This window comes from Variovorax sp. P4_D9 (assembly GCF_056401695.1).
Map to the genome: position 1 here is coordinate 1 of NZ_JBFUIU010001273.1, position 1,846 is coordinate 1,846.

Annotated in this window: 2 protein-coding genes; both read left to right on the forward strand. The window is 60.8% G+C overall.

All coding sequences use genetic code 11. The annotated features are described in order from the left end of the window. Positions 1-56 precede the first annotated feature (56 nt). On the forward strand, positions 57-1,445 hold the full coding sequence (locus AC1DY5_RS53855) for an extracellular solute-binding protein (protein ID WP_478122395.1): 1,389 nt from the start codon (positions 57-59) through the stop codon (positions 1,443-1,445). Beyond that, a partial coding sequence (locus AC1DY5_RS53860) for a CHASE3 domain-containing protein (protein ID WP_478122396.1) occupies positions 1,445-1,846 on the forward strand: 402 nt, incomplete at its 3' end. The genes AC1DY5_RS53855 and AC1DY5_RS53860, both read left to right, overlap by 1 nt.

Sequence of the window (1,846 nt, forward strand, 5' to 3'; positions counted from 1 at the left end):
GCCCCAAAGGCGGTATGAGGGGCGTGCCCTGAAGCGGCGCTCAGCGCCCTCGGCGAGTGCCTACGCCCTCGACTTGGCACCTCGGTGATGCTTTCGACCCAATTTGCTTCGCGAGCTTCCTGCGCGTTGCTCCGCACTGCCTTCAGCGGAAAATCGAAAGACTCTCAGCTTCTCAGTCCGGCAAGTACGACATCTCCATAGCCGGGGCATGGTGGCTTGGCGAACTTGTCGAGTCCGGCTTCATCCTTTCGTACGACAAGTACTACAGAGATCCACGCTTTCCGCGTTGGGACATCCAGGACGTCCTGCCCGCGCCCCGCGCGCTATTGAGCTACGCGGGCAAGAAGTACATGGTCGCCAACGACCACGATGGCCAGGTCATGTACTACAGACGCGACTTGCTCGCCGACCCCAAGCACAAGGCGGCCTTCAAGGCCAGGTACGGGTATGACCTTGACGTACCCCAGACCATGAGTCAGTTCCGCGACGTCGCGGAGTATTTCACCGGCAAGGACCTCAACGGTGACGGTCAGCCCGGCTACGGTCTGACGATGCCCCTGCGCGCCGGGTCGCAGGCCATGTTTCATTTCATGTCGTTCTCGGCACCCTACGTTGTGGGTCCTGAGAACAACAAGCTCTACTGGTTCGACCCCCGAACCATGGCCCCTCTCATCCAGAGCCCCGGGCATGTCCAGGCGCTCAACGACTTCGTGAACCTGGTGAAGTTTGGTCCCAAAGAGATGCTCGATTGGGACTTGGGCAAGACCTGGGACTGCTTCCTGTCCGGTCAGGCAGCCCTGACGTTCACATGGGGCGACCTTGGTGGTCTCTCGCAGGAAGAGGGCAGCAAGGTCAAGGGCAAACTCGGCGTCGCTCCCATACCGGGCACGATGCGGTACTACAGCATCCCAGGCCAGCGATGGGTACAGACGAACTCGCGAAACGTCGTCGGCAACACCGTCGGCGGATCATGGGCTGGTGTCATCTCGCGTACCGCCAAGTCACCCGAGGCTGCCTACTACTTGCTCGCCCTCATGGGCACCAAGGAAAAGGCCCTTGTCTACGCTGCTCGTGGTTGGGACGGGATCGACCCAGGCCGCACCAGTCAAATGCTAGCGCCACACGGCACGGCAACGGTTGAAAACTATGTCCGACTCAACTGGAACGAGTCTGACATCAGGGATTATCTCAGCGCCTACTCGGAGTCGTTTTCCAACCCTCTTCAGTTCCCGTATCTCCGCATCCCCGGAGCCTTCAGCTATTGGCAGGCCTTGGATGCGCATCTCGCTGAAGCAACCAGCGGTCAGCTGACGCCGGAGGCTGCCCTGCAGGCAACGGCAGTCGACTTCGACGAAATCACCTTGCGGCTGGGCCGCGACAGGCAAAGACGCTCATACATCGCCTCTCTTGGCCTGATCCCCATCAGGGCCGTAAAGGCACCGTAGTGTTCCGCCTCGTCGGCATCGGCCCTCGCTTGGCCTTCGCGTTTGCGGCCATGGCGGGGGTCACGTGCCTTGTCGTGCTTGTCGGCATTGTCACTTCCCAGTCGGTCACGCGCGACATCCATACTGCACAGACCACGCGGCTGCCGGCATCCCTGACTTCCGAGCAAGCTCAGGCGAGCCTCCTGCAAATGCAACTCCGCGTTCGCGGGTACCTGATCTTCGGTGACCCTTCGGACATCGCCAAGTACAAAGAGGCAAAGACAGACTTCGAAGAGCGCCTTCGCACTCTGCAGGGCCTCGCCAGGACCTGGAACTCTGAGGATGCGTCCGACGTGAAGGCGCTGTCGGAGGCCTATGCCAAATGGACCCAGCTTCCCCAAAGACTCTTCGAACTGCATGAC